Source organism: Algoriphagus persicinus, assembly GCF_035156415.1.
In the GTDB taxonomy this organism is placed as follows: domain Bacteria; phylum Bacteroidota; class Bacteroidia; order Cytophagales; family Cyclobacteriaceae; genus Algoriphagus; species Algoriphagus persicinus.
On the sequence record NZ_JAYEEY010000027.1, the window covers coordinates 11,989 to 36,415 of the forward strand.

Annotated in this window: 23 protein-coding genes, 1 tRNA gene and 1 other RNA gene; 13 read left to right on the forward strand and 12 right to left on the reverse strand. The window is 39.8% G+C overall.

Going from position 1 to position 24,427, the window contains the following annotated elements:
• Positions 1-33 precede the first annotated feature (33 nt).
• The 3 genes from U3A58_RS17885 to U3A58_RS17895 all read right to left on the reverse strand — a co-directional run bounded on the left by U3A58_RS17885 (position 34) and on the right by U3A58_RS17895 (position 3,696).
• The gene (locus U3A58_RS17885) at positions 34-1,446 is read right to left on the reverse strand and encodes an anthranilate synthase component I family protein (RefSeq protein WP_323825766.1); all 1,413 of its coding nucleotides are present in this window, start codon (positions 1,444-1,446) and stop codon (positions 34-36) included.
• Between the two features lie 680 nt (positions 1,447-2,126).
• Complete coding sequence (locus U3A58_RS17890; RefSeq protein ID WP_323825767.1) at positions 2,127-2,849, reverse strand: hypothetical protein; 723 nt, start codon at positions 2,847-2,849, stop codon at positions 2,127-2,129.
• Position 2,850: 1 nt separating this feature from the next.
• Positions 2,851-3,696: a hypothetical protein gene (locus U3A58_RS17895; RefSeq protein WP_323825768.1), complete on the reverse strand. Its 846-nt coding sequence runs from the start codon at positions 3,694-3,696 to the stop codon at positions 2,851-2,853.
• Positions 3,697-4,049: 353 nt separating this feature from the next.
• Here U3A58_RS17895 and U3A58_RS17900 point away from each other — a divergent pair, with 353 nt between their 5' ends.
• From U3A58_RS17900 to U3A58_RS17930, 7 genes are all read left to right on the forward strand, one after another.
• Entirely contained in the window at positions 4,050-4,280 is a 231-nt protein-coding gene (locus U3A58_RS17900; protein WP_323825769.1) for a hypothetical protein, read from the forward strand.
• A 119-nt stretch (positions 4,281-4,399) separates the two neighbouring features.
• An RNA gene (gene ffs / locus U3A58_RS17905) (signal recognition particle sRNA small type) lies at positions 4,400-4,485 on the forward strand.
• 186 nt (positions 4,486-4,671) lie between these two features.
• Entirely contained in the window at positions 4,672-5,331 is a 660-nt protein-coding gene (gene fsa, locus U3A58_RS17910) for a fructose-6-phosphate aldolase (RefSeq protein ID WP_323825770.1), read from the forward strand.
• 43 nt (positions 5,332-5,374) lie between these two features.
• Positions 5,375-5,578, forward strand: a complete 204-nt coding sequence (locus U3A58_RS17915; RefSeq protein ID WP_323825771.1) for a fructose-6-phosphate aldolase — start codon at positions 5,375-5,377, stop codon at positions 5,576-5,578.
• Positions 5,579-5,580: 2 nt separating this feature from the next.
• Positions 5,581-6,291, forward strand: coding sequence for a cell division ATP-binding protein FtsE (locus U3A58_RS17920; RefSeq protein ID WP_323825772.1), 711 nt, complete (start codon positions 5,581-5,583; stop codon positions 6,289-6,291).
• A gap of 67 nt (positions 6,292-6,358) precedes the next feature.
• Positions 6,359-7,756 carry a S41 family peptidase gene (locus U3A58_RS17925; protein ID WP_323825773.1) on the forward strand — a complete coding sequence of 466 codons (1,398 nt, stop codon included), beginning with the start codon at positions 6,359-6,361 and terminating at the stop codon, positions 7,754-7,756.
• 290 nt (positions 7,757-8,046) lie between these two features.
• Positions 8,047-9,273: a S8 family serine peptidase gene (locus tag U3A58_RS17930; RefSeq protein WP_323825774.1), complete on the forward strand. Its 1,227-nt coding sequence runs from the start codon at positions 8,047-8,049 to the stop codon at positions 9,271-9,273.
• A gap of 558 nt (positions 9,274-9,831) precedes the next feature.
• Here the strand turns inward: U3A58_RS17930 and U3A58_RS17935 are convergent.
• The 4 genes from U3A58_RS17935 to U3A58_RS17950 form a co-directional block, all read right to left on the reverse strand.
• Positions 9,832-10,536, reverse strand: coding sequence for a tetratricopeptide repeat protein (locus U3A58_RS17935; RefSeq protein ID WP_323825775.1), 705 nt, complete (start codon positions 10,534-10,536; stop codon positions 9,832-9,834).
• Positions 10,537-10,558: 22 nt separating this feature from the next.
• Entirely contained in the window at positions 10,559-11,992 is a 1,434-nt protein-coding gene (locus U3A58_RS17940; protein WP_323825776.1) for a CCA tRNA nucleotidyltransferase, read from the reverse strand.
• Positions 11,989-12,375 (reverse strand): hypothetical protein, encoded by a 387-nt coding sequence (locus U3A58_RS17945; RefSeq protein ID WP_323825777.1) that lies wholly within the window; start codon positions 12,373-12,375, stop codon positions 11,989-11,991. Before U3A58_RS17945 ends, U3A58_RS17940 begins: the two co-directional genes overlap by 4 nt.
• Before the next feature lie 200 nt (positions 12,376-12,575).
• Positions 12,576-12,917: a DUF6249 domain-containing protein gene (locus tag U3A58_RS17950; protein ID WP_323825778.1), complete on the reverse strand. Its 342-nt coding sequence runs from the start codon at positions 12,915-12,917 to the stop codon at positions 12,576-12,578.
• A 5-nt stretch (positions 12,918-12,922) separates the two neighbouring features.
• On the opposite strand from U3A58_RS17950, the gene U3A58_RS17955 reads away from it, so the two are divergent.
• Positions 12,923-13,597, forward strand: coding sequence for an RNA polymerase sigma factor (locus U3A58_RS17955; RefSeq protein ID WP_323825779.1), 675 nt, complete (start codon positions 12,923-12,925; stop codon positions 13,595-13,597).
• On the forward strand, positions 13,594-14,001 hold the full coding sequence (locus tag U3A58_RS17960; protein ID WP_323825780.1) for a hypothetical protein: 408 nt from the start codon (positions 13,594-13,596) through the stop codon (positions 13,999-14,001). The genes U3A58_RS17955 and U3A58_RS17960 overlap by 4 nt, the downstream gene beginning before the upstream one ends.
• A gap of 64 nt (positions 14,002-14,065) precedes the next feature.
• Here U3A58_RS17960 and U3A58_RS17965 read toward each other — a convergent pair whose 3' ends face one another.
• Entirely contained in the window at positions 14,066-14,470 is a 405-nt protein-coding gene (locus U3A58_RS17965; RefSeq protein ID WP_323825781.1) for a hypothetical protein, read from the reverse strand.
• Positions 14,471-15,416: 946 nt separating this feature from the next.
• On the opposite strand from U3A58_RS17965, the gene U3A58_RS17970 reads away from it, so the two are divergent.
• Together U3A58_RS17970 and yidC are read left to right on the forward strand one after the other, a co-directional pair.
• Positions 15,417-17,033 carry a CTP synthase gene (locus U3A58_RS17970; protein WP_323825782.1) on the forward strand — a complete coding sequence of 539 codons (1,617 nt, stop codon included), beginning with the start codon at positions 15,417-15,419 and terminating at the stop codon, positions 17,031-17,033.
• A gap of 41 nt (positions 17,034-17,074) precedes the next feature.
• On the forward strand, positions 17,075-18,883 hold the full coding sequence (gene yidC, locus U3A58_RS17975; RefSeq protein ID WP_323825783.1) for a membrane protein insertase YidC: 1,809 nt from the start codon (positions 17,075-17,077) through the stop codon (positions 18,881-18,883).
• Positions 18,884-18,971: 88 nt separating this feature from the next.
• Here the strand turns inward: yidC and U3A58_RS17980 are convergent, their stop codons facing one another.
• Positions 18,972-19,217, reverse strand: coding sequence for a YgdI/YgdR family lipoprotein (locus U3A58_RS17980; RefSeq protein WP_323825784.1), 246 nt, complete (start codon positions 19,215-19,217; stop codon positions 18,972-18,974).
• Between the two features lie 336 nt (positions 19,218-19,553).
• Positions 19,554-19,627 (reverse strand) — tRNA-Arg (locus U3A58_RS17985).
• A 181-nt stretch (positions 19,628-19,808) separates the two neighbouring features.
• Between U3A58_RS17985 and U3A58_RS17990 the strand changes: the two genes are divergently transcribed.
• On the forward strand, positions 19,809-20,564 hold the full coding sequence (locus tag U3A58_RS17990; protein ID WP_323825785.1) for a porin family protein: 756 nt from the start codon (positions 19,809-19,811) through the stop codon (positions 20,562-20,564).
• 48 nt (positions 20,565-20,612) lie between these two features.
• Here the strand turns inward: U3A58_RS17990 and U3A58_RS17995 are convergent, their stop codons facing one another.
• Both U3A58_RS17995 and rpoN read right to left on the reverse strand, forming a co-directional pair.
• A complete protein-coding gene (locus U3A58_RS17995; RefSeq protein ID WP_323825786.1) occupies positions 20,613-21,182 on the reverse strand; it encodes a PA-phosphatase in 570 nt (189 codons plus the stop codon).
• Between the two features lie 50 nt (positions 21,183-21,232).
• The gene (gene rpoN, locus U3A58_RS18000; RefSeq protein WP_323825787.1) at positions 21,233-22,687 is read right to left on the reverse strand and encodes an RNA polymerase factor sigma-54; all 1,455 of its coding nucleotides are present in this window, start codon (positions 22,685-22,687) and stop codon (positions 21,233-21,235) included.
• A 177-nt stretch (positions 22,688-22,864) separates the two neighbouring features.
• On the opposite strand from rpoN, the gene asnS reads away from it, so the two are divergent.
• Positions 22,865-24,316: an asparagine--tRNA ligase gene (gene asnS, locus U3A58_RS18005; RefSeq protein WP_323825788.1), complete on the forward strand. Its 1,452-nt coding sequence runs from the start codon at positions 22,865-22,867 to the stop codon at positions 24,314-24,316.
• Positions 24,317-24,427 lie beyond the last annotated feature (111 nt).

A 24,427-nucleotide genomic window follows, 5' to 3' on the forward strand; every position in this document is an offset into this window, starting at 1 on the left:
TTGAAAGATTGGAATGTTGAAAAACTGGAAAATTTAAATTCCTTCCGCGGCTCTGAGTGCCACTCTAAGCGCTTCCAGTTTATTTGCCACTTCTTGAAGCTCTGAGGGAATAGTTGATTTTGCTACTACTCCTGCCCCAGCTTGGAATCTCAGCTGGTTATTTTCAGACACAAAGGATCGGATCAAAATCGCATGATTGAAATCTCCATTGAATCCCAAATAGCCAATCGCTCCTCCGTAAAACTCACGTGAAATATTCTCAAGCTCATCGATCAATTGCATCGCTCTATATTTAGGTGCACCGGAAAGAGTACCTGCAGGAAATGTATCTGCAACGAGCTGAAGTGGATTGGCGTTTTCAGGTAATTCTCCTGTCACTTTCGACACCAAGTGAATAACATGAGAATAGTATTGAATCTCTTTGAATACATCTACCGATACTTTTTCAGATGACCGACTTAGGTCGTTTCTCGCCAAATCTACCAGCATCACATGTTCCGAGTTCTCTTTGGGATCATCATAAAGCTTGCGTGCCAAAGCAGCATCTTCCAGATCATTGCCTGTTCTCCGGAAAGTCCCTGCAATTGGGTATATGGTCGCTTTTTTATCTTTCACTACTATCTGAGCTTCTGGCGAACTCCCAAAAACTTTAAAAGAACCGTAATCGAAATAAAATAAATAGGGAGAAGGATTCACAGATCGAAGGGCGCGATACACATTGAATTCGTCGCCTTTGAATGCTGTACTAAACCTTCTGGAAAGTACTATTTGGAAGACATCGCCTTTGAAGCAGTGCTCACGTCCTTGATTCAAAATCTTCAAGAATTCCTCATCCGTATAGTTAGAGCTTTCCTCTCCTACTCTTTTAAAAGAATAGCTTGGAATGTTTTTATTAGAGAGTATGCGTTCGATCTCATCCATCAATTCTGGATTCTCTGCTCCCGCTATGCGATGCTCCAGCAGGTGGAGTTCATTCTTGTAATGATCCACCACGATAATATTCTGATACACTGAATACTGCATCATCGGCACTTCCGAAGGTTGAGTATTTTGGAGTTTGATATCTTCAAAATAAGCGACAGAATCGTACTGAATGTACCCAAAGAGCCCATTAGAACTGAATTTAAAAGTGTCTTGACTTGTGTCAAACTTATTTCCAAAAGCTCTGAGGCTCTCCATCAGCTTTTGATCAGAGCTTACTTCATACGATACCGAATGACCAAAGGGAAGTGTTTCTTTTACCTTTCCCGCACTGAAACTAAAGGTAGCCAGGGGATTGAAGCAGATGTATGAATAGCTGTTTTCCTGTCCGTGATAATCAGAACTTTCCAAAAGAATCGGATTAGCAAATCGGTCTCGAATCTGCAGATAAATACTCACAGGAGTGATAATGTCAGCCAGACGCTTTTTGTAGGTGGTGAGAATGGGGAGCTTGATATGAGTCATCTTGTGGTTGATTTTTCATGAAAAAAGGCTTACCGGAAATCCAGTAAGCCTTTTGTACTATGTCATTACGCAATGTTACATGCAGGGGCTATCTAAACTTCTTTTTGGAAAAAGTAAGCGTGCCACCACCAGTATTTATTTGCAATTGTTTTCATAAGAATAAGCGCAAATTTAGAAAGGGATTGTTAAGGACAAAGCATGAATCATATTTTTTTACAAAAAAATATCTCCAAAAAACAAAGCCGCAATAAAATGTGTACTCGCAGGCTACATAACTAAAATGGAATTATAGAGCGGTGATTTCGGATAGTTGCCTCAGCCTGCCCATCAACGGAGAAGTCTCCCCTAACCGGGTAAACTGTTCAACTATAGCACAGTGACCCTGTTTACTACGGTAAGTGTCCATGGCCAGAGCCAACCTTATATCCTTTATCTGCTTTCAGACCATACTAAAAACGAGTTGCCTTACTGAAAAAGAACTAAATGTGGAAATAGTACTATTGGATATGTTCGGAATTGAACAGGGAGGGAAGGTGGGGTAAGAAAAAAAGGAAAAATCACACTAAATAGCCATAAAACCCACTATTTTAAGCTGTAAAAAACTTACTCGAATGACTGTAATAAAGTTACAAAAAATCAAGACTGCCGATCTGCAGTCTTGATAGTAAAACAATAAATAATTAAAAGGAATATCGATACCCAAGAAGCGCAGAGAAATAATTTCCACTGAAGGAATACTTATTTTGATAGGTTTGTTCTTCAAATTCTATTCGGTCAAGGTCAATCACGATGGAAGGTTCTCTAAGGCCTAAGCCCCATTTGCCAGAAAGCATAATCCTTGAGTGCTTATTGATATCGCAAAAGACTCCAATTTCCGGTTTTACAAGAAAAGTAAATTCTTCTACGGATCTTAATCCATAAATCTTTACAGGAACCCTTGGCTCACCCCCCGGTTGCCTCACAGACTGTAATTCTCCTCCTTGAAATTGATAATCTTCAGTGGAGTTGTAAGTTAGATGTAAACCAGTGGCTAGGCTGAACCCCATTTTCGGTAGTACATGAAAATCTTTTTGAATTTTAGGCCCAAAAGCCCAATAATCACTTCTCATACCACCTTTATTCTTGATCTCATCTAAGGGTGTATAGGAGAAAAACAGATCAAGGCGGTAGTATTCGCTCTCAAGGCCATAGGACCATCCATTTTCAAACGTTTTCACCAATCCCAGTCCAAAAAACACGTGGTCACTAGTGGAGACGACCAATTCTGGGGAATCTCCTACGTAATCTATTTGTGTTGAGCCAGTCCCTATTTTAGCTTCTAAAGCCAATTTACCTTGGGCATATGAACTTTCAATTAAAACAAATCCTAAAATTGAAATTAAAAGTATTCGGAGAGTTTTCATATTAATATCCCTTATCAATTTGTCTTAAGTTAAACTGCCAAAAGGTTCCTATAGGAGAATAACCATGGTTTCCACCAGCTTCAGCGTAAAATTGAGTTTTTAAATAAAATCTCTCTAGCCCTCTACTTGAAGAATAATATCTCACCTCAAAATCATTAATAAATTGGCTCCTTTCTCCAGATTGCTTTTGCAAGCTACTACCATTCTTTTTACTTAAAAATTCATAGTCGAACCAAAGGTATTGGGTGGTCGCTTCAGCTGTCCAAAAAAGTGATCCATCATCTGGTTTCCTCATATGTTTAGCTTTTGAAAACAATTTAAATGATATTCCAGCAGCTGCATAAACATGTTTAGCGTCTAATCTATACCTAAAATTTCCTCCTGAATATCCCAATCCGGAAATATCACCATAATTTTGTGAATTATCGCATTTATCCCACCCACAGCCCCCAGCTACAGTAACGGCAGATGGATTATATACAGACGCAATACGCGAATTGTATAGAGATTTTGCAATAGTTGATGGGCTGTTCACCTCAATTAAACCGATTACATCGTCATCAAAAGAAAATAATCTAATGTTGTTACTGGAGAAAACACCTTCCATTATACTGTTTTTCAACTCAAAGTCTGATGAAACTACAACAATTCTATTGTTAAAATCGAGAAAGAACAAATAATCACCAATAATGACGAATCCATCCTCATCTAAGATTTCCAAAAGAGAATCACCTTGCCATAAACTTATCTCATTATATCCATCTTGGTTAATTCGATAATTTCCTTTTGCATTTACAATGTTTTCAAAATTTCTCCATCCTTTCTTGCCCCGAAATGATATTTTCATAAAGGTCGAAAGATGGTATTTTAAGGGTACCATCCAAAACTTGAAGAGTCTTGGATTGGGATAGATTTAAATTATGATCTTCCAGATTTTCATTGCAGCTAAATCCACCAACGATTACAAACGCTAATAGTACTACCTTAATTAAAAACAATTTTTTTTCCATAGTTGTGTTTTTATATAAAAATAATTAGAAAAAAGCCTTCAAAAAACACCTTATATAGGGTATTTTTTGAAAGTTTCCTGTTTCATTTATATACAAAAAACTCTGTAAATTTTGAAATATGCCTTGGTGAAGATTAAGGTATATAGTACCAAATCAACTCAAAGTATATTCATTATAAATAGATTTAACTATGGCAGCAGCATTTCCACAGTATTTCAAGCGAGTTTTTGACGATTACCAAGTTTTGGTGCAGGTTGATCCTGACACGTTCGCGGGGATTGAGCTCATAGTACATCCAGATGGCAAAATCGAAAAAACTGAACTGGAGTTTGACGAAGAGATTTTTGATGACCTAGCAGAGGATGAATTTATTCATTGCAACGTACTGGAATTTCAGATGCATCTGGCGAAAACAAATTAATTTCAAATTTGAGATTTCAGATTTGAAATTAATGAAGCTCATAGTCAGGCTAAAAACTCATTTCAGGCTGAAAATGGATAAGTAATATTGCAAGGGGATATTTTCTCCTTACCTTTGCGCCGGCGGCACGACCAGCTCCTGCTGAATCCCCCAGGTCCGGAAGGAAGCAAGGGTAGGTGGTTGAGCGGTGCGATGCCGCTTCTTTTTTGCCCTATTTTTTTTCAGGCAAGTCCAATCAGGTTCCAAATCTTGATTAATCTTCTAACTTTGTTTCTTACAATCAAATCCATTTGGAATCGTACTTCTATACGGCTTTTATACTGTTTTTTTAAGTAAGAGAAGAGTCTCAAAGCAAAGGAAAGTGATTTCAATCCTATTAAACAATTCAAACATGAAATTCTTTATTGACACAGCCAATCTAGCTGACATTCGCGAAGCTTATGACCTAGGAGTTTTAGATGGCGTAACTACTAACCCTTCCCTGATGGCCAAAGAAGGCATCAGTGGAGAAGAAAAAGTAAGAGCTCACTACAAAGCGATCTGTGATATCGTAGATGATAAAGTAAGTGCAGAAGTAATCGCTACGGATTATGAAGGCATGGTCAAAGAAGGGAAAGAACTTGCAAAAATCGATGACAAGATCGTAGTGAAAATCCCAATGATCAAAGATGGACTAAAGGCTCTTAAATACTTCCAAAGTGAAGGAATCCGTACTAATTGCACCTTGATCTTCTCTGCGGGCCAAGCACTTCTTGCAGCCAAAGCCGGAGCTAATTATGTTTCTCCTTTCATTGGGAGATTAGATGATATTTCCTTTGATGGAATGGAGCTTATCGCCCAGATCGTGCATATCTACGGAAATTACGGGTATGAAACAGAAGTACTTGCTGCCTCTGTACGTCATAGCATGCACCTGTTGAAATGTGCTGAAGTCGGAGCAGATGTGGTCACCTGTCCATTGAAAGTAATCACGAGTTTGCTTAATCATCCATTGACAGATTCTGGTTTGGCAACGTTTTTGGCAGATCATGCCAAAGCAGCTGGCAAATAACTAGTGAAAGGCCGGCTTTTGTCGGTCTTTTTTAATTTCCCCTATGTATATTATCAAAGTGAAAGGCAAAGCGAAAATCCCTGACTACATTCAGATCAGAGATGAGAACTTTGTATTAGTAGCCTATTTCAGAGCAGATAGGCCACTGAAGAAAATTGAGAAATTTGGTCTGGAAGGAAAGGAAGAAGAACTTGACAAGTTAATTAAAGAACTTCCTTTTGGGAAATTGCAAAAATTAGAATTATAAGAATGGATTTTAGTACTCAGCCTGTACTTCAGGTAAACCAAGCGACAATCTTTCAGGGCGTTGATCCTATACTAACGAATGTTAACTTCTCCGTGGAGCAGCACGAATTTGTGTTTCTAATCGGTAGGACCGGTAGTGGGAAAAGCTCCTTATTAAAAACACTTTACGCCGATTTAGAGTTGAAAAGCGGGAGTGCCGAAGTGGCGGGATTTAATCTGGAAAAAATCAAGATCAAGGAGATTCCTTATCTGAGAAGAAAAATCGGGATTATTTTCCAGGATTTTCAACTTTTCAATGATCGCTCAGTAGCTGAAAATTTAGCATTTGTCATGAGAGCAACGGGCTGGACGGATAAATCAAAAATAAATGCCCGCATGGCGGAAGTCTTGCTCTTGGTGGGTCTGAACAACGCCTCAAGTAAAATGCCTCATCAGCTTTCTGGTGGCGAACAGCAGCGTGTGGTAATAGCGAGGGCTTTGCTCAATGAGCCTTCGATTTTACTTGCAGATGAGCCAACAGGAAATCTAGACCCGGATGTGGCGGAAGGTATCTTCAAGCTTTTCCAAGAAATAAATAAAAAGGGGACGGCGATATTGATGGCAACCCATAATTATGATTTACTTCGTAAGTACCCATACCGAGTATTGAAATGTGAAAAGGGAGAGCTTCAGGATAGTCAAACTCATGACGTGTCTTTTGGTTCTACTTATTAAAATTTCAAATTAAATTTCAAACGCTTTTGCACAATGCAACGTTGGTAAGTATCCAAACTACCCAAATATGAAATCAACCCAATTCTTGAGAGCTTTCTTCTTTGTGATCCTGAGCGGATTACTTTGGAGTTGTAATAAAGATGATGATAAGGACCCTATTGTCGAGCCTGAGCTTACATTAGAAGAAGAAATCAACAGCTGGATTTATGAAGTGATGGATGAAGTCTATTATTGGAGACTTAACCTGAGAACGCCCATTGCGGCTACTTCTGATCCAACCAATTATTTCAAGTCTCTACTTTACACTCCTACTGATCGTTTTTCTGTGATTTATCCGGATTATCAGGAATTGATCAATTCTCTGAGTGGAATTTCCTTGGATGCAGGATATGAGTTCAAATTATATCGAGTCCCTGACTCAGAAAATGTATATGCTGAGGTTATTTACGTGAAGAAAAACAGCCCTGCATCCTTAACGGATTTGAAGCGTGGGGATGCAATTGTAGCTATCAATGGTACACAAATAGATATTAACAACTACAGAGACCTGCTGGATCAAACAGAGACAACGCATACCATCAAACCTTTGAGGTATAGCGACGAAGAGGGAGCATATGTGGCGATGCAGGACATTTCGCTCACTCCAGTGGAATTGTCTGAAGACCCGAATTTTCTGGACACCATATATACGATCAATAATCAAAAAATCGGATATGTGGTTTATAACTTCTTCGCACCCGGTACCGCGAGTGATAATAAGAAGTATGATAGGGAGATGGATGAGGTATTTGCCAAATTGAAAGCTGAAAATATCAACAACTTAGTATTAGACCTAAGGTACAATGGAGGTGGATATGTCTCTTCTGCAGTAAACCTTGCTAGTTTAATTGGGCCTGGAGTAACTAGTGCTGATATTTTCTCAAGAACAAAATACAATAACCTCCTAGCATCAGAAATACCTGCATTAAGTAGTGTAAAAACAGCGTTTTTGGACAAGACTCAGAATCTCGGCAACACCCTGGACGGAAACCGTCTCTATGTATTGACCACTGGCGGAACAGCTTCAGCATCTGAATTAATCATCAACGGTCTCAAGCCTTACATGGATGTGTTTTTAATAGGGGATGTCACTTATGGTAAAAATGTAGGTTCAGTAGCGATAGAAGATGAAAAAAATCCAGAAAATGCTTATGGTTTATTACCTATCGTAACCCAAAGTTTCAATAGTTTGGATCAATCTGACTACAGCACCGGATTTACCCCGAATATTGCTGTCAATGAAAACACAGAGAGACTAAAAGTATTAGGAGACATTAATGAGATCATGCTTAGGACAGCAATTGAGCAAATCACGGGTGAGGCTTCCTCAGGTAGATTCATGAAGTTAGATCGTGAAGAAATCGCTAATACGTTAGAAGGAAAAATTCGGACAGGGAAAATGATAGAAAGTCCGATCAGAAAATAATCAGCCCTCTCTTGAAAGCCTCCGTGAGTTTGACACTCACGGAGGCTTTTTTAATAAGCGTTTGCGAGGATAGGCATTTCTTCTGTGGGGCAAAAATACCTGAGAACGGGACTGACCCTTGGCAGATACTTGCTTCATTCAAACCCATTTGTATCACTCAAGTACATGTTTTTTTATTTGCATCCACAAGGTCATAATTTTGGTTTAATGAGATAATTTGCTGACATTAAATAGCTCGATCTCTAAGTATCAGCACAATAACTGTCAACAATCTTTAACCACTTAGCACTATGATCAACCAAAAACAAAATTGGAGAAAACCCTTACTTGTAGTAGGTATTCTCCTTGGAGCTATCACATTCTCTTGCCAGCAAGAGTCAGATCCGCCGATCACAGGGGATGCAATTGAATTCGTCCAATATAAATCCGGCGATATCATACCGGGAAAGTACATTGTGACTTTACAACCCTCCGGGATTAATTTCAGAAAGGAAATGACATATATTGCTACCCAGGCAACGATGAGAAAAACAGGATCTGAGCTTTTGGTCAAATATAGAATAGCGCCAGACAACATCTCTTTTGTATATGGAAGCGGTATAGAGGGATTTGCCGTTGATTTAACTGATGAGCAGTTTGAGCTCCTCTCCCAAGATCCTTCTGTCATAGGTATAGAACCAGATCGCGTAATTGCACTAGCTCCTCCCCCTGGTAAAGGACCAGGAGGAAGCGGTGGCGGTGGATCGACTGCCCAACAAACTCCTTATGGAATCACGAGAGTAGGAGGAGGAGCAACCTACGAAGGGACGAAAAAAGCATACATTATCGATTCAGGCATAGACTCTTCCCATCCGGATCTGAATGTGAATGTCAATTTAGGATTTAATGCCTTCTCTAAAGGAAAAGACTCAAATCTTTCAAGTGATGGAAATGGCCATGGCACACACGTTTCTGGGACTATTGGAGCTATCGACAATTTATTCGGTGTCGTAGGTGTAGCGGCTGGAGTGATAGTAGTTCCTGTAAAAGTTCTGGATTCCAGGGGTTCGGGGACTTATTCAGGCGTCATAGCAGGAGTTGACTATGTGACCGCAAATGCTGATCCAGGTGACGTGGCAAATATGAGTCTTGGTGGCCCAGCATCCACTGCATTAGACAATGCAGTAAAAGCACTGGGTATTGCCGAAGTGAAAGTTGCCCTGGCAGCTGGAAATGATGGTGCAAATGCTAATAATTCATCTCCTGCTAGAGCAAATGGAGATAATATATACACTGTATCTGCCATAGACAGTTCAGATAGATTTGCTTTTTTCTCGAACTATGGCAATCCGCCAATAGACTTTGCTGCACCAGGAGTTGGCGTACTTTCTACAGTACCAGGAGGATATGCCAGCTATAGTGGAACCTCGATGGCATCGCCGCATGTATGCGGATTATTGATATGGGGCACACCTGGAAATGGTGGTACGGCTATCGGAGATCCTGATGGAACCGCAGATATAATCGCTATCAAATAATTTGCTGAAGACAAAAAAAGGTGAGTCAACGGACTCACCTTTTTTTGCTCATTACCAAATTGTTAAGTTTCCGTATCCTGACCCCATATCCGTCAAAATGCTGCTAAATTGAAAAATAATTTAATAACCATGGAAATTGCAGCAAGTTTCGTCCTGATTTTAATGATCTATTTCTTAGGTTCTCTTGCATTGGTACAGGAAGTAATACGTCCTCAACGTCAAGTAGTAATAGGAGATAATTCGACAAAGAAACAATGGGTAACCAATTATCCAAAAATAATTATTTTGAGTTTTGGAATCTCATTTTTAACAACCTTCATCGCATACTACTTATTTCTTAGCTAAGAAGAGTTTATATCTATTAAAGTCAAAAAAGGCCTCCAATTGATTTTGGAAGCCTTTTTTTTATTTTTTTTAAACTGAAACGTCCATTCAAAACCAGTCAGTAAAATCGGACTACCATCTCGTCCTATTATTTACTAAGCCTTAGTTCATCCTAGCATTTTTTCCAAAAAAAACCGACAAAACTGCCTGTTTCAGGAATAGAAAACGAATTGATCAATTCGTTTTTACGAGGTTTTCCTTTGCAAGATCAAATGAAGGATCTAGTGATATTGCTTCTTCGAACGCCGTCTTTGCTTCGATCTTAGAACCTTGATCCAAGTAGATCATTCCTTTTAGGTTCAGGGCGGCGGCTTTCATACTGACTTCTTGAGTTTCAGTCTGTGACTTAGGAAAGCCTACTTTATCCTCAGGCTTGGCATTTTTTACCAACATATTCATAGAATTCAATGCCTCGGGGTATTTCTTTAAGCTGTATTGAATAAAACCTGTTTTGTAAAGACTAAAGTTATCGCCACTAAGCAAGTAAAGGCTTTCAAAATACGGCAGGGCTTTCTCAAGAGCGCCAACTTGCTCCAAAGAATAAGCAGCTATTTCCAAAGAAGTAATGCTCTTGTCATTGACCGTCAAAACATCCATGGAAACAAGTGCTGCAGACATAGCCTGCCCAGCTTCATAATATAGCGTCCCCAACATTTCCACGTAACGAATGTCATCTGGATTTCTGACGATCAAATGGTACAAAGAATTCTTTGCAGCGCCTACGTCATTGTACCGTAACGCCAGCTGGTAGGCAGCTTGGTCGGCCACGTTCATATTTTTCTTAAGTTTTGGGTCGAGTCTGGATAGAGAATCGGTAGTCTGAGCTAAAGTGGTGCTGGCACAAAAGGCCATAAGCAGCATGAATAATACGTGCTTCATTTGAATTGATTTTTGATTTAGTTTATGAATTTGGGAGATCTAACACTGGAGACAATCCTTTGGATTTGGCTATCTCCAACATCAATTCACGTGCCTGATCAGGATTGTTGTGAATTTTACCCTCCAATATAGCTTCTTTAATTTCTTCTTTGATGTCTCCGATGATTTTTGAAGGTTTCAAACCAAAAATTTCCATGATCTCCTCCCCAGAAATTGGCGGCTGGAAGTTTCTGACTTGGTCTTTCTCTTCTACTTCGATAAGCTTCTGTGCTACATTACCGAAATTTTCTAGATATCGTTTTACTTTTTTATTATTCTTAGATGTAACATCTGCACGACAAAGCTTCATCAAATCATCGACATCATCTCCTGCTTCAAATAGTAATCTTCTCAGCGCAGAATCTGTCACCTCATCTTTGACCAAAGCGATAGGACGAAGATGTAGCTTGACCAGCTTTTGCACATACTTCATGCGCTCATCCATGGGGAGTTTTAGCCTGCGGAAAATCCCCGGAGTCATACGGGCTCCTTTGTCCTCATGACCATGAAATGTCCAGCCAACCTTACTATTAAAGCGTTTCGTCGCAGGTTTCGCAATATCATGCAGAATAGCCGCCCAGCGCAACCAGAGATCATCACTCACTTGGCAGACATTGTCCAGTACTTGCAGTGTATGGTAGAAATTATCCTTATGCGATTTATCATCCACAGAATCCACACCCTGCAATGCTACCATTTCAGGAAAAAACTCATGCAGTAATTTGCCCGCAAACAGCAATTTGAAGCCATATGAAGGTTTTTTCACCTGAATGATTTTATTGAGCTCCACTACGATACGCTCTCCCGAAATAATCTTCAGGCGATGTGCATTTTCGCTTAATGCAAAGAAGGTGTCAGCATCAATGTCAAAATCCAGTTGAGCGGCAAATCGTACAGCACGAAGCATGCGGAGTGGGTCATCAGAAAATGTGATGTTGGGTTCGAGCGGTGTGCGAATCAATTTCTTTTTGATATCAGCTAGGCCATCAAAAGGGTCAAACAAATCCCCATAATTTGCCGCATTCAAAGAAATAGCCATGGCATTGATCGTGAAGTCCCTGCGCTCCAAATCTTCCTGTAGCGTGCCTGTTTCTACAATTGGATTTCGTGACTCGGATCGATAGGACTCCTTCCTCGCTCCCACAAACTCTAGTTCCCATTCATCCAGCTTCAGCATTGCTGTACCGAAATTCTTAAAAACTGAGAGCGGTACATGCCCATCGAATTGCCTAGCTACTTCCTTTGCCAATTCAATCCCGCTTCCGACACAAGTGAAATCAATGTCCTTGCACTCCCTTTTCAGAATCAAATCTCTCACATAGCCACCCACCACATAGGTTTCTAATCCTAAATTGGCAGCAGCTTTTGCTACTTTTTCAAAGACTTTGAATGTATCAAGATGTGATTTAAAATTCATCCTTTAATAATTTTGACCTCTCCTTCAGGCCCCAAAAACATTTCTTTTGTACTAGGACTCAAGAGCGGAAAAAAGATTGGCGTCTGATAGGCAGTAGTTTCCTGGGAGTCTATTTTCACTAGCACAGGCTGAGATATTTGAAAGAGCAATTTATTCCAATTCGGTTCAAGTATTAAACTGAATTTAAGCTCTCCATCCACGATAGGGCCGTTATTAAGTATGCGATTCGCAGGACTATGATAGACAGTCGGCTTGTTGGCATATTCTACTATATCCAGAGAAACCTCCGAAAAAGGTTCACAAATCGTACGAATTTGAAATAAATCAAAAAGTAAAAATGTCCAGTCGTCACCCATTTCAGTTTTCCAAAGGGCTGGTTTCATGAAAGTTATTACTTTCCCGTTTCCCTCTTTCAGGTGCAAAATGCCCTTTTCTCTAAAAGCAGCTAGTAGTTGTGCGTGATCCAATGCGTATTATTTTTTAACAAAAATAATCAGAATTTCGAGAGCAAACTCTTTTAGAGCTAAAACCAAAAAAACCTTCCCCGAAAAAGGAAGGCTTTTGGTACTTATTCAAAACTGGCTTATTTATCTTCTTTGTCAAGTTTTCTATTCAAGAAAAAACTGACCAATAAGCCTATTCCTCCGAAAATAAAAATGCACGAAGTAAAGGCAACCCCTTCTTCCATACCTGCATTATTTAACATTGCGCCAACTAATACGCCTACACCAACTCCGATCGCAAGCAGCGCAAGATTCAGAATAAATTGGCCAAAGCTGTACTTTTTGCCAGAGTTGAAGAGTTTGGCGTCAGCCCCATTTTCTATGAGAGCTAGCCTTTCCTTATTTCGGGTGGTCAAGAAAATAAAGACGACTCCGAAAATACAGGAGAAAATAATCAATGTAACTAAGATGGTTTCTGCCATGTTCTATGTGTTTTTTCTTCTTGGATGTATCCTACCGGAAAAAAGGTTACAAGTCTGTAGATAAATCTGTAACTTTTTTGAGTGTATTTGCATCCCATGTGAAAATGCGATTCCAGGAAGACCACCATTATATAGAGAAAACGCTACGGGGTAATAGGAGTGCGTTTGGACAATTGATTCAAAAGCATGAAAAATTTGCGTATACCCTTGCCATGCGGATTCTTAAAAACAGAGAGGAAGCTGAAGAAGCTTCTCAAGATGCCTTTATGAAAGCTTTCCATTCCTTAAAAACCTTTGAAGGGAAATCTAAGTTTACAACTTGGTTATACAAGATTGTGTATAATGAGGCACTGGGGAGATTGAGGAAATCTGCAACCTATACGCTCCAATTGGATGCTGTCGAAGAGCTGTCAAGCGACCCGGCTGACTATTTGGATGGATTAAAATCGCTGCAGCTGAATGAGAGAAAAGAACTCATACAAAGAGGACTGCATACCATGAAGCCAAGGGAATCGGCTGTACTTACCTTGTTTTATCTAGAAGAACAAAGTATTAAAGAAATTGAAGAAATCATGGATTTGACAAGTTCAAATGTCAAAATCCTGCTGCATAGAGGAAGAAAGAGTCTTTTGGAATCACTCCAAAAAATCACAAATAATGAATTAATTGATCTGCTATGAGTAACCAAAGCAAAGAAGACGAATACATCCGAAAGTTTATAGTTGAGTTAGGAACTGAGGAGCCTCCAGTAGGCTTCCACAAATCTATATTAGCATCACTTAATCATGCACCTTCGGCAACAGATTACAAACCAGTGATTTCAGCTTTAGCATGGAAGATAATCGCAGGAGCTATAGCAGGATTATGCATCACTGTCTTGATATTTGTACCAAATGGAAGTGATGCTACACCCTTATTTGATCAGTTATCGGGCATAACTATTCCTGAAGTAGTTATTCCATTTCCGAGAGTATCTTTGCCTGTCATAAATTTACCACACATAGTCATCGAATCCTTAGTGGCCTTTATCCTTTTGGCGCTTGGGACGGTGATCACTTCCTTTCACAAATGGAGAATGTCTTAGCTTACGCTAGCAACAAAAAAGGCAGCTAAAGTAGCTGCCTTTTTTTTGTTTTGGACTTTTGGGGTTATCCTCTCAACCAGTTGATGAATGTTTGGTACCCAACTCCAATTTCTCTGGCAAATGCTGCTTTAGTTTTCTTACCTGCAGCTTCTACTTTCTTCCACTCCTCTACAATCTTGCTTTTCTCAGCATCAGTAAATGATCTTCTTTTAGAAGTTTTATTACCTGTACTATTTCCTGTAACAAGTGAAATCAATTCATTCAATTCATTTAAGAATCTGCCGTCGTTCAAATGAAGACCTGCAGCTTCCAATTTCTTAATTACTTGATCTTTAGGATTCACAGGAGTGACTGCTATTCCTTTAGTAGCTGCTTCATGTAAATCGATCTTGTTTCCATCTGCAGTTACATAAATAAACCCATCACCCTTTTTAAGATCAGCAATTGCTTCTTTGATTAAATCTCTCATATTTTTATACGTTGATAATTATTTATTATAAACTAAGTGCAATATATACAATTATCAAACTTGAGGTAATTTTAAATCATTTAAAAATCCTTTTTTAACAAAAAAAAACCAAATAACTATACTTCTCTAAAGTATGGGAGTAATCAGCCACCTAATGCTGTACTGGCTTAGATGCATTAAAATATTGACCAAAAGTCCAATACTATTGCTTTTTTAATGCATTAGTAGAAAAGGTAGCTATTCCCGCTATCGCTTCATTCAAGTTAAGGTCTTCATATACTGAATCAACTACAAGAAGGATGAAATATTTCCATATTCTTTTAAATTCAGGAAGAATTATATTACCATTTACAAAATTTCGCTTCCTGCCTACTGTATCAAAGCCTAACTTATCAGACTGACAATATTTACTTAGTTTAACAACATTACCTCAGACCCTAATCACTAGGCCAATAACATAAAACCTCTTGCGAGCAATCACAAACTCATCAAATAGCATTTAATAAAAAAAGTAAAGCACATCACGGTAATCTCTAAAGCAGGCCCAATCTGCTAATTTAAATAACAATACCGGATCCAACACAAAACACTTATTATCATTTAGTTGCACTTTTCTATTCTAGACACCTTGTTCCCTATTTAGTTGATTTACTAGAATAATTGCTCTTTGGGTAGAATACATATTGTATTTTGATAAGTGCTTGGGGTAAGTGAATACCGGAGGAAAGTCATAATTATTCTGGACTTTAATACGCTAAAAGACTACCTTCACACACACTCAAATAAAATCAATTGACACGCATTCTCATATTATGCTTTTTAACAGAAGCGAAAGTAATTTGAGAAAACTGAGCTATTTAATCTTCAAAAAGCCATTAATCGGGATTTTTTCCATAATTTTGAGCCCCATAAGAATCCAATCAAATTTCCATTCTCCCCCATTCTTATGGCTTTAAGCACCAAATACATCTTTATTACCGGAGGAGTTACTTCCTCTCTTGGCAAAGGCATTATTGCAGCTTCCTTAGGAAAGTTGCTCCAAGCCAGAGGCTTCAAAGTAACCATCCAAAAATTCGATCCTTATCTGAACATTGATCCCGGAACGCTAAATCCTTATGAGCATGGTGAATGCTATGTGACTGACGATGGTGCAGAAACCGATTTGGATTTAGGGCATTATGAGCGCTTTTTGAATATCCCTACCTCACAGGACAATAATATAACTACAGGAAGGATCTATAATAATGTGATCACGAAGGAGCGCAAAGGCGAATTCTTAGGAAAGACAGTACAGGTCATTCCTCACATTACAGACGAGATCAAAACTAATTTTTATAAACTGGGAGAGGACGGTAAATATGATGTCGTAATTACCGAGATCGGTGGATGTGTAGGTGATATCGAGTCCCTTCCATTCATTGAAGCAGTGAGACAGGCGAAATGGGACCTGGGGCCAAATAATTTCTTAGTCATTCACCTGACTTTGATTCCTTACCTAAAAGCAGCCAAAGAATTAAAAACCAAGCCGACTCAGCACTCGGTCAAGCAATTGCTTGAAGCTGGAATCCAGCCAGACATTCTTGTGTGTCGCACAGAATATCACTTACCTTCCGACGTGAAAAAGAAGCTCGCGCTATTCTGCAACGTTCAGCTTAATAATGTGATAGAAGCCATGGATGCTGATTCTATCTATGACGTTCCCTTATTAATGAAAAAGGAAAAGCTGGATGAGCGCGTAATGACAAAGCTTAAACTAAGCTCTAAAGAAAACACTGATCTGGAAAACTGGAAAGATTTCCTCGGAAAGCTTAAAAATCCAACCCAAGAAGTGACTATAGGCTTGGTAGGAAAATACGTTTCCTTGCCCGACTCCTATAAATCTATCATTGAATCATTCACTCATGCGGGTGCTTCCATTGAGTGTGACGTCAACCTTCGCTTGATTTCATCAGAAGAGATCAACCCTGACAATATCGTTCAAAAACTCACAGACCTTGATGGGATTGTGGTAGCTCCAGGATTTGGTGAGCGGGGTTTTGAAGGGAAAATTGAAACAGTAAAATATGCTCGTGAAAATAACATTCCTTTCCTTGGAATCTGTCTAGGCATGCAGGTAGCCGTAATAGAATACGCCAGAAACGTAATCAAATTGAACTATGCAAATAGCACGGAAATGGATCCCAATACCCCTACTCCTGTAATTGCACTGATGGAAGAGCAAAAAAATATCGACCAAATGGGCGGAACTATGCGTTTGGGTTCCTATGCTTGCGAACTCAAAAAAGGCAGTAAAGCTTACCATGCTTATGGAAAGTCTAAAATCCACGAGAGACATCGCCACAGATATGAGTTTAACAATGAATATCTAGCCATTATGGAAGAAAACGGAATGATGGCTACGGGTAAAAACCCGGAGACAGGATTGGTAGAAATCGTGGAAATTAAAAATCATCCCTGGTTTGTTGGCGTTCAGTTCCACCCGGAATATAAAAGTACAGTACTCACCCCACAGCCCCTCTTTGTGAAATTCATCCAAGCGGCTGTGGAAAAAAAAATTAAATAAAACTCCCCGAAGCTTCATTATCGGGTTTACGATTAATCTTTATGGACAGAAATCAAGCAACTGGTTTGATTCTTTTTGCAGCGGTCATCCTAGTCTATTCGCTTTTCTTTGCGGCCTCTCCGGAGCTACCCGAAGTGGAAACAGCCACAAGCCCTCAATCAGAATCGATTCAATCAAATGTACCAAGCCAGCCCGCAATCACAGACACTATTTCTGAAAACGATAGTACGCTAGATGCAGCAAGACTTGCAAAATATGGTGCATTAGCAAGTTTGACTGTAGGGGAAGAAAAATCTCTTACGCTAGAAAACGATCTAATACAGGTAGAAATTTCCTCTAAAGGAGCCCAAGTTAAAGCGGTAATTCTCAAAGAATACAAAAGCTGGAAGATGGAGCCGTTGGAACTTTTCAATGCAGAAAGTTCGAAAATGGACCTCATCATCGAGAGCAAAAACGGTCCATTAGATCTGAATGACATTTATTACACTTCTTTTATAGAAAATAGCCAAAACGAAGCAGGTGTAAAAATCCAAACACTGACGCTGAAAGCAGGAACAGAAAGTGGGCAAATCATCCAATCTTTCACCTTAGCTGATGGCAGCTATCAAGTACAGAAATCCTTCGAAGTAGATCGCTACCAAGGAGTGATCACTGGCGATGCGTTATCGCTCAACTGGGAAGACCAAGTAATAGCCCAGGAGATGAACTTGTCAGAATCTAGAAGACAAGCTAGGCTGAATTATTATACGACTTCAGGATCCTTTGATAATCTGGGAGCTGGTGATGACTTGGAGCAGGAGACTATAGCCGAACCCGTAAAGTGGGTAAGTTTTAGCCAGCGGTTCTTTACAGCAGCGATGATTGCAGACACTGACTTCCAGAATGTGTCCATCACTCAAAGTACTCCGGAGACTGATAGTACTATTGTCCGCACTATGGCTACTAGTCTATCTATTCCTCTTCAGGAGGGCAAAGCTGGTTTCACCTATTATTTCGGTCCGGACAAATACAAAACCCTTAAGAAGGTAACCGAAGGTTTTGAGGATAATGTGGACATGGGTTACTTCTTTGTCAGCTGGGTCAACAAGTACATCATCGTTAATCTTTTCGCTTTTCTTGAGAATTTCTTCACCAATTACGGTGTCATCATCGTCATCATTGTATTTCTGATCAAACTCGCACTCTTCCCTCTTACCTATAAATCATATATAGGAATGGCGAAAATGCGTGTGATCAAGCCAGAAATCGATGAGCTGAAAGAAAAATATGGTGATGATGCTACCAAGATGCAGCAGGAGCAGATGAAGCTCTTCTCTAAACTGGGGGTAAGTCCTATATCTGGCTGTTTACCGATGGTGCTTCAGATGCCATTCTTATTTGCATTGTTCTTTTTCTTCCCAAATGCAATCGAGCTGCGCCAGGAATCTTTCCTATGGGCAACGGATCTTTCCACTTACGATACCTTTTTCAATCTACCGTTTACCATTCCATTCTATGGATCTCATGTGAGTTTATTCACATTGCTGATGACGGTATCTCAGATTATATACACGCATTTCAATAATCAACTGACCACGGCAACTGGACCAATGAAAAACTTGGGTTATATCATGCCTGTCATGTTTATGTTCATCTTGAACTCCTATCCTGCTGGATTGAGCTTTTACTATTTTGTGTCCAACATGGTGACATTTGGTCAGCAAGCGTTGATCAAACTATTTGTAGATGACGAAAAGATCCGAGCAAAAGTGGATGAGAGCAAGGCTAAGAACGTGAACAAAAAGAAATCGAAATTCCAACAGAAACTGGAAGATGCGATGAAAACTGCCGATACCACTCGCAAAAGATAATTCATCAATATCCCTAAAAGATATGCCCCCAAGAAGCTAGACACTTTTTGGGGGCATTTTTATGAATAGGAAAATCAGATACTTCTGATCAATCACAAGAGTAGCTTGTATAATCATCTTTAAACAGCGACCATATCTTACCATCCTCATCACGGTAAGTGATCGCTTGGGTTCGTTTGCTTAGTTCAATATCCCCATTGCTCACAATAGTAGTCCCGTCCGTGAGCAATATGGTGCAGGGGCCATCAATATCCCGAATATCCACCAATTTAGTTTCATCAAAAAGGCTGCACCCCGTAAAGAACAGAATCAGAAAAGGAAGACACTTTTTCATGGTATGAAGGTAAAGACTGAATAGTTTGGCTAAAATGAGTAAAAATTAATTCTAAAAGAAAGTGGTTTCAAAAGAATCCGGGAGTATCCCCAAAAAAGTACCATAGAACCCTATGAAGCATGTGATTTGTGACCTCGTCAAGATTCAAACTTGAAACCTTCCCGAATGTGTGCGGGATGCTCCATTCAGACCGCTTCCCAACTTACCAGCGCAAGGCTACAAGAACAATCAAAAACAACCGGATGATAGCAGACTTTAAGCCCTTTAAATCAGCACAGAATGATACTTTCATGATTAAACTATAAAGAAAAAGCCCAACTAAAAAGTTGAGCTTTGTGACCTCGTCAAGATTCAAACTTGAAACCTCCTGAGCCGTAATCAGGTGCTCTATTCAGTTGAGCTACGAAGCCGATTTGGAATGCAAAGGTATCCAAAATTCAATTTTATCCAAATACAGCTGCATAAGAATTTTACAATTTTCTGTCTTGAATTACGATACTCCTTAAGAATAATTAAGATTAAAAGAGGGGTAAATCCTCTGGGATTTCCTATTTTTGCGCGCATTGAGTGCATTTTAAGTAAACCAATTTGATGAAAAAAATATACACCTTCCTGCTCGCTTTTATTTTGATTCAAGGAGCATTCGCTCAGGACAGCTTGCAAATGGCAAAAAAACCAAAGACTCCAATCGGGGGAAGACCTAATATCCCGAGTGATTTGAAGTTTGAATTTGGGTTTAATCAGCTCAACAACAGAGCAGAAGACATAAGCTTAAATTTCTTTGGGTCCCGTACATTCAATGTTTATTATCAATATCCGATTTCGATTTTTGGTGAAACTTCTGGATTTACCATGGATATTGGAGTAGGAATTGGAACTGATAAATACGCATTCAAAGACGACAAAACGTTGTATAATAATCCGGCAGTAGGTCCAGAGTCAAGTGAACTAAAAGAGATCACATCGGTACTCGGAGATAATGTTAGTATTAAGAAAAATGTAGTCGCTGCAAATTACTTTGATATTCCACTCGATTTCACCTACCACTTTAATAAAACGAATTATTCCAAAGGTTTTAAGGTGAGTGTTGGGGGTAAATTTGGATACTTATACGAATCGCATACCAAAATAAAATATGAGGACTCTAATAACCTCAAAAGACAAATCAAAGATTCTCAGAATTACGGCTTTGAGAAATTCAGGTATGGTTTATCATTAAAAGCTGGATCTCCTGGGTTTTATGCTTGGAGCTATTTTGGGTTAAACCAAGTCTTCCAAAAGGGCATGGGACCAAATGGCACCGAAGCGACTCAAATCAGCTTTGGAATCGCTGTGAACGTGTTCTAAGGAAATTCTTTTACAGAACTTTTAAAACCGAGCCAAAGCTCGGTTTTTTTATGCCCAAATCCAGCTAAACCCTACAAAGCAAAGGATAAATCCAAAGAGTAAACCAACATAAATCTCAAGAGGCTTATGGGCTTCTAAGTACAACCTTACAGTACCTACCAATCCTGTCAACACCAAAGAGGCTAGAAGTGGATAAAGAGGCTGAAATGTGGGAAACTTTACCCCTAGCACAACTACGGCTGCTATCAGGCCACCCATTCCTGTCATATGTGCGGACATTTTCCAAAAAAAAGTAATGAGCGTCAATCCTACAATAGCCAAAGTAATTATCCCCAAGACTTGCCACAGCAAAGGGTCAAATTGTTTCTGTTGATATAAAAGATATACCGTCAGTATGTAATAAATACTGGTTACCGTAAAAGGAAGTGCTCGATCCCTCAGATTGGCCATATGAATGCTTCTGAGGGTTCCACTTAATCGCAATCCGAAAATTGTAATCATCGGGATAACTAAGGTGGACAAAGCAATAAGGTAGAATATTCTGTTTTTGAATGACTCTGGTATGCTCGTAGCCTCAGGCACTACAAATAACGTCAAGCCAAAGACTAACCCTGGCATCACTAATGGCTGTAAAACAACTGAAATAATTAAAGAAAAAATCCTCCGCACTACAATTCTTTTCTTAATCTGGCCACAGGGATTTGAAGCTGTTCACGATACTTCGCTACCGTCCTTCGAGCGATGTTATACCCTAGGCTATTTAGCATTTTGACTAGTTTATCGTCGGAGAGTGGCTTCTTTTTATCCTCAGCATCTACCATACCTTGGAGCACAGATTTCACTTCACGATTACTTACATCCTCTCCACTATCGGTAGCTATCCCCTCCGAAAAGAAATATTTCAATGGATAAACACCAAACTCCGTCTGGATCGCTTTGCTATTTGCGACTCTGGACACCGTAGAGATATCCATATCAATTCGCTCAGCAATGTCCTTCAATATCATCGGGCGAAGATTCGTCTCGTCCCCATCTATGAAAAACTCCTTCTGATATTGGAGTATCGCCTCCATTGTCCTTAAAAGCGTGTTTTGCCGCTGCTTGATCGCATCAATAAACCACTTGGCTGCATCCAGTTTTTGCTTCACAAAGGTGACTGTATCCTTTAGCTTCTTATCTTTTTTATCACTCTTATCATAGGCATCAAACATCTCAGAATAAGATCTTGATATCCGTAACTCAGGCGCATTTTTGGAGTTTAAGCTTATTTCATATTTTCCTGCCGTATTGGTGAGCATGAAATCCGGAATAATGTATTGTGTCCGAACTAACCCATCTGCCACACCTCCTGGTTTTGGATTAAGCTTAGTGATTAAATTAACTGCATCTTTTGTCTCTTCATCAGAAAGATCACAACGTTTCTGAATCTTTGCGTAATGTTTTTTAGTGAATTCATCAAAACAGTCCTGCATTATCCTCAGCGCATTCTGCACGGTGGGATCATCAGGGTGCTCTTTACGCTCAAGCTGAATAACAAGGCATTCCTGCAGATTCCTGGAGGCTATCCCTGCCGGGTCGAAGTTTTGGATCTTTCTTAAAATCTCCTCTAGCTCGTCAATATCTGTTTCTATGTTTTGGCTAAATGCCAAATCATTGATAATCGCTTCCAAATCCCTGCGGATATAGCCATCATTCTCGATGCTTCCGATCAATTGCTCACCAATGATCTTTTCTCTGTCGTCTAATCTGAGGAAACTCAACTGAGAGACCAGCTGCTCATGCAGAGATGCCTGACTGGAAAGTGGCATTTCCCTATCTTCTTCATCCGCATTGTAATTACCGTCTCCTTGCATTTTGTAGCCGCCATACTCGTCATCAAGGTAGTCATCGATGTTTACGTCACGATCATCCTGCGGAGGCTCCTCTTCGTAATTATCCTCAAAGTTGTCATCCTCACTTTCTTTTTCTTCCGTTTTGCCTTCTTCCAGCGCAGGATTAATCTCGAGTTCCTCTTCGATTCGAGTGTCTAATTCGGCTGTCGGTACCTGTAGCAATTTGATAAATTGTATTTGCTGCGGTGAAAGCTTCTGGGAAAGTGATTGGCTAAGATTTAACTTTTGCATTCAGTATTGGATAAAACCTGCTGTTTGGGTTCAAAAAAGGCCTTTTCTCCTGAAAAAGCCCTCATGCCAAAGTTAGGAAAAACGAGCAATTTTTTGATAAAAAGCTTATTTAATCGTTTTTTTGCATTCCTTTAAATAATTCGAGGAATATAAAATCCTGCATTAACAATTCACCAAATGGCATTTAACAAACGAATCAAAATCAAGACCATCCTGGATACACATCCGATTGGAACAGAAGTGACGCTCATGGGCTGGGTTCGTACTAAGAGAGGAAACAAAAATGTTTCATTCATTGCACTGAACGACGGCTCCATCATTACCAATTACCAAGTGGTGGCTGACCCCAATTTGATTTTGGAGGAAGTTCTTAAAAAATGCACTACTGGCGCTTGCATTAAAGTGACTGGAAATGTAGTCCAGTCTCAAGGCTCCGGGCAAAGCTCCGAGTTAAATGCTTCTGCAATAGACGTACTAGGCGAAGCAGACCCTGAAAAATATCCACTACAGCCCAAGAAGCACTCCATGGAATTCCTACGGGAAAATGCCCATCTCAGAATGCGCACCAATACCTTTAGCGCCGTGTTCAGAGTGAGGCATGCCTTGGCCTTTGCCGTACATAAATACTTCAACGACAAAGGGTTTTTCTATATCCACACGCCTATCATCACCGCCTCTGATGCAGAAGGAGCCGGAGAAACTTTTAAAGTCACCACACTTGACCTGAAAAACCCTCCAAAAACCGCGGATGGTGCGATCGATTACACCCATGATTTTTTCGAAAGAGAAACTAACCTGACTGTTTCTGGTCAACTAGAAGGCGAACTGGCAGCAATGGCGCTAGCGGATATCTATACCTTTGGGCCAACTTTCCGTGCAGAAAATTCCAATACAACCCGCCACCTGGCTGAGTTCTGGATGATCGAACCTGAAATGGCCTTCTACGATGCGGAAGACAATGCTGACCTTGCTGAAGATTTCTTGAAATATGTGATTCAATACGCACTAGAACATTGTACTGAAGATCTAGCATTTCTTGATCTAAGGCTACAGGAAGACGAAAAATCAAAGCCTGCCGACCAGCGTAGCGAAATGACTTTGATGGATAAGCTGAGATTTGTGGTGGACAATGACTTTGTAAGAATCACTTACACCGAGGCTATCGAAATTCTAAGAAACTCAAATCCCAACAAGAAAAAGAAATTCTCTTACCTCATCGATGCTTGGGGGGCTGATTTGCAATCTGAGCACGAACGGTTCTTAGTAGAAAAGCACTTCAAAAAGCCAGTTATTCTGACCGACTATCCCAAAGACATCAAATCATTCTACATGCGTCAAAATGATGACGGAAAGACTGTGGCTGCTATGGATATTCTTTTCCCCGGCATAGGGGAAATAGTCGGAGGTTCTCAGCGTGAAGAACGCATGGATGTGCTGACTAAAAGAATGGAAGAAATGAATATCCCACAAGACGAAATGTGGTGGTATTTGGACACCAGAAGATTTGGTGGTACTCCTCATGCGGGCTTTGGGCTGGGGTTTGAACGAATGGTGCTCTTTGTCACCGGAATGGGAAATATCAGGGATGTGATCGCCTTCCCACGAACTCCCGGAAATGCTGAATTTTAACATAAAGCCCGATAGAAATGTCGGGCTTTTTTCATGTGTTTATAATTGTTTTTCAAAGATCATAACCTGTCCCGTGACGGAGGAAACGGGATGGAATCTCGCATGGAAGAT